Annotated in this window: 2 protein-coding genes; one reads left to right on the top strand and one right to left on the bottom strand. The window is 70.3% G+C overall.

Annotated elements, in window-relative coordinates:
• Positions 1–426: 426 nt before the first annotated feature.
• On the bottom strand, positions 427–3,075 hold the full coding sequence (lanKC, locus tag ACFWZ5_RS45465) for a class III lanthionine synthetase LanKC (RefSeq protein WP_384805307.1): 2,649 nt from the start codon (positions 3,073–3,075) through the stop codon (positions 427–429).
• A gap of 251 nt (positions 3,076–3,326) precedes the next feature.
• Between lanKC and ACFWZ5_RS45470 the strand changes: the two genes are divergently transcribed.
• On the top strand, positions 3,327–3,587 hold the full coding sequence (locus ACFWZ5_RS45470; protein ID WP_384893091.1) for an acyl carrier protein: 261 nt from the start codon (positions 3,327–3,329) through the stop codon (positions 3,585–3,587).
• Positions 3,588–3,745 lie beyond the last annotated feature (158 nt).

Here is a 3,745-nt window from a genome sequence, read left to right on the forward strand (position 1 = left end):
GCGGTCTCCTCCTGAGAGGTCTCCATCTCCTGCAGATCCAGAATCGACTCGGTCATTTCCATCCACCTCCTCTCCTCTCGTCACGGCGTGGCACAGCGCCTGTGACAGGCGCCGGGGCTCAGCAGCCGCCGGTGCTGGCGGTGCTGGCAGCGAGCAGGGCGGTCTCCTCCTGAGAGGTCTCCATCTCCTGCAGATCCAGAATCGACTCGGTCATCACACACCTCCTTCCGTCGTGTCACGTCCCGCGCGATGCCTGACGCGGACACCCTGGTCTCAGCAACCGTCGGTGCTCAGGGTGCTGGCGGCGAGCAGGGCGGTCTCCTCCTGAGAGGTCTCCATCTCCTGCAGATCCAGGATCGACTCCGTCATTTCCATGCACCTCCTTTCCGCGTCGGGCATGCAGATCGGCCGGGCGGCCGACCAGGTTCAGTGGGACGGTCCGCTCGTGGGGTCCGTCGTCCCCCGCCCGCCGGGGCGCGGGGAGAGGAAGGGCAGGAACGGCCGGCCCGGGTCGAGGGCGGCGGTCATGCCGAGGAGGACACCGGCGTTCCCGGACGCGAGGTCCATGGAGAGCCGCCAGGACTGGTTGCCGGAGAACGCGAGGTGGCCGTGGTAGGCGAGCTTGTGCCAGGTGAGCCGCCGCAGATGGCGGTCCACGGCGTCGGCGCCGCGGCCGTCCGGGTCGTGGTGCCCGAGCCGGGCGAGGACGGCCATCAGTCCGGTGCGTCCGTTGAACAGATGGGGTTCGAGGACGTACTCGGCCTGGCAGGCGCGCAGGATCCGCGGCAGCGCGGCCGCGAGGACCTCGTCCTGCGTGTGCGTGAGGATCTCGTCGGCGACGAGCGCGATGCCGCTGCTGCCGACCTGGAGGTAGGCGAGCGACCGGATGCCGTCGTCGACCTGCATGCTGCCGTCGGCCCGCACCAGGCAGGCGTCGAGGTCCCGGTGGACGGCCCGGAGCGCCAGGTCCGTGTACGCACAGTCGCCGGACTCCTCGGCGAGGCGCAGGAAGAACAGGGCGACGCCGGACCACCCGTACAGGAGTCCCGCCTGGTTGGGCCGGGGCGTGCCCGGGGATTCCGGGGCGCGCAGCGCGTCGGCCGCCCGCTCGGCCAGTGCGCGGGCCTGGGCGCGGTAGTCCTCGTCGTCGTGCCGGGCGGCGAGGTGCAGCAGGTTGAGCCCGGCTCCGGCCATGCCGCCGTACAGGCTGACGTCCCGTATCCCGGCGATCGCGCCGCGCGCCCGCTCCACGAGTTCGCGCGCCTCGTCCGCCCGGCCGAAGCCGTCGAGGACGTGGGCGACGCCGTGCAGTCCCGAGTAGAAGCCGGGGCGCAGCTGGGCGCGCCGGGCGGCCTCGCTCAGCCACTCCTCGTACGCGGCGTCGCGGCCCTGGCCGGTCGCGTCGAGGGCCCACAGGACACCGGCCGCGCCGTGGGCGAGGTTCACGCCGTCGTGCACGAACTGCTGGATGTCGCCGGGGAAGAGCCGGTCCGTGCGTCCGGGGTCCGCGCTGCGGCGGATGGCCGCGGCCAGCGAGTCGCGTACCGCCTGCCAGTCGATCTCCGCCGCGTCCAGGTCCACGTCCAGGGGCTCGTCGAGCACGGCGCGCTGCGCCCGGAACAGCCGTTCCGTCGTGGTGGCCGCGCCCGTCCGCGCCGCGGCGGGCGGCCGGGTGGCCTCGCGGATGCGGTCGCCGAAGCCGGCCGGCAGGTACGGGAAGCGTCGTTCCACCGCGTCGACGGTCTCGGCGAGCTTCGTCCTGGACAGCGGGAACATCCGGTTGAGCGGCAGGAACAGCCACAGCCGCAGCGCCGCGAGGCTGTAGTGGTCGACGGCGGCGTCGGTGAACTCGCGGGGCGCCATGAAGCCGGGCGCGCCCAGGGTGGGGCGGGTGCCCGCGGAGCCGTCGAGCTCGAACGCCGTCTCGAAGTCCAGGATGGCCAGGCTTCCGTCGGGTCTGACCAGGATGTTGCCGGGGTGCAGATCGCCGAAGACGACGCCTTTCGCGTGCATGGCCGCGACGAGCTGTTCCACCCGGTCGGCCATGTCCAGGACACCGGCGGTGTACTCCGCCTCCTCGGCCGCTCCCGAGCCGTACTGGAGCATCGGGTGGTAGGCGCCGAGCCACACCCAGAGCATGTCGCCCTTGACGTACTCCATCGCCATGAAGTGGTGCTCGCCGGACTCGAACGTCTCGTACAGCTCCGGTACGCCCGGTGTGCCCGCGAGGCGCCGCAGGATCTCGCTCTCGTTCCGCAGCCGTGCGACGGCGTCCCGGCCCGCCTGGTCGAGTCCGGCGTGCGGCCGGGCCTCCTTCAGGACGACCTGCTGGGCGTCGGAGAGGCGTTCGGCGAGGTAGACGCCGCCGCCGTTGGAGAAGTGCAGGGCCCGCTCGACGCGGTAGGGGAAGCCCTTGGCGCCCGCGCGGCGGCGCTCGACGTGCGGCGCGAGGACGTCGGGGACCGGCGCCCAGGTCGGCGCGAACCGGCCCGGCCTGCGCTCGTCGGGCACCAGCGTCCCGTCGGGACCGGCGATGGCCAGGACCCGGTCGCCGGCCGCGTCGGTACAGTAGCGGCTGGCGAAGCCGCCGTAGCGCACATGCAACGGGCCCTCGGCGTAGCGCAGGTCGCTCAGGATGTACGCGCCGGGCCAGCCTCCGATGCGGGCCTCAAGGCCCTCCAGGGTGCGCGTCAGTTCCGCCTCGTCCCGCGGGTAGACGGTCACCAGCTTCCCGCTGCCGGAGCGCGGATAGTACTTCGAGTTGTGCAGCCAGAACAGGTCGGTGTCCCGCAGGAACTTGAAGGGGACGCCGTGTTCCGTGCAGTGGTCCCAGACCTCGTCCACGGTCCGCTCGGCGGTGTCCGCGGTGGCGGACACATGGATCTTCCAGCCCTGTTCCGGGGTGGCCGCGTCCGTCGGCCTGAGCGAGATCCAGACGTCCCGCTCGGTCCGCTCCCAGCCCGCCGGCGGTACCCGGTCCGTCGCCGCGAAGTGGGTCTCGGGCGCGTCCCGCCTGCCGGGATTCTCGTAGAACACGGCATCGGCCCAGCCGTAGAGTTGCTGATGCTCAATCAAAGTTCGCTCTTTCTGCGCTCCGGAACGGACTGCGCCGACGAGCAACGCCGGATGTGCCATCAGCATGCACAGTCGACCCGGCGTGAATCCATAATCAATGGTGACGATCTTGCGTCACACTTAAGTTGACTTCGCGTCACCCCATTTCGTTATTCACGGGAGATCGCTCCCGGGATATTTTGGCAAGGAGAACGCAGCGCGCATGCGTCGTTCGCGCATACCCAGAACAACAACTCGACGGGAGTCGATCCATGACAATTTCCTCCACCGAGCAGGGTCAGGACGTTTTGGTTGTCGTCGCCGAACTGCTGCATGAGATCGCCGACGTTCCCGTGGACAACGTGCGGCCCGAAGCGCATTTCCGTGACGACCTGGACGTGGACTCCCTGCTCATGGTCGAGTTCAGCCTCGCGCTCGAGGAGAAGTACGCCATCGAGATTCCCGAGGGAAAATTCGAGGAGATGCAGACCGTCGGCGCCCTCGTCGGCTACCTCGAGCAGGCGAAGAGCTGACCGCGAGGGCCGGCACGCCTTCCCTTCCAGGGGGTGTGCCGGCCCTCGCCCGGTACGGCCCGTACGGATTCCGGATCACACCGCGTACGGATTCCGGATCGCGCCAGGGGCTCCTGGAATGACTGTCGCCGCTTCCCCCGACACGGGATACGTGCTGC

Origin of the sequence: Streptomyces sp. NPDC059003, from assembly GCF_042740445.1 — a bacterium.
Taxonomy (GTDB): domain Bacteria; phylum Actinomycetota; class Actinomycetes; order Streptomycetales; family Streptomycetaceae; genus Streptomyces.

What these genes read in the sequence shown, in the direction of transcription:
- ACFWZ5_RS45470 (WP_384893091.1), top strand. Translation starts at nt 3,327, where the DNA reads ATGACAATTTCCTCCACCGAGCAGGGTCAGGACGTTTTGGTTGTCGTC.